Annotated in this window: 1 protein-coding gene; it reads right to left on the minus strand. The window is 46.7% G+C overall.

Annotated features, from left to right (window positions below; genetic code table 11):
- Positions 1-231: 231 nt before the first annotated feature.
- The coding region (locus D791_RS18655) for a transposase domain-containing protein (RefSeq protein WP_036515092.1) at positions 232-508 on the minus strand (277 nt) is incomplete at its 5' end.

The raw sequence follows: 508 nt of genomic DNA on the forward strand, positions 1-508 counted from the left end.
GTAAGCGATCATTCTAAGACGTTATTGACATAACAATAATAGTCATTAGCAATGCCTAACATCACTAGCCAGCTCAACTTTTAGGACTTTTTCCTATATACAATCAAGTCACTAGGCGATAAAGTTATATCAGACAGAGGGGCAATGGATGGCCGTAACTCTCAAGGTGAGAGCCTCTGTCTTCTTTCAGGATAGGATAAGTGCTGCAGGGATGCAGCGGAACCATCAACCTTACTGGGGCTTCATCTCTCGATAAAGATCCGACCGCAACGGCTGATCTGCAAACCGTTCCTTCCAAACCCTTGGTGTCAACTCCAACACTCGGCTCGCTGGATGCTCATTAACTCGCAACAGCACGTCTGTCAGATAGGTATAAGGATCGATATCATGCAGTTTACAAGTACTGATCAGGCTCTGGATAATACCTACATGTTCAGCACCCAGTTCAGTCCAGCAGAATAGCCACGCCTTTCGCCCCATCGGGATTGGACGCAGAGTTCGTTCCAGA

Source organism: Nitrincola nitratireducens, from assembly GCF_000585235.1.
GTDB lineage: Bacteria > Pseudomonadota > Gammaproteobacteria > Pseudomonadales > Balneatricaceae > Nitrincola > Nitrincola alkalisediminis.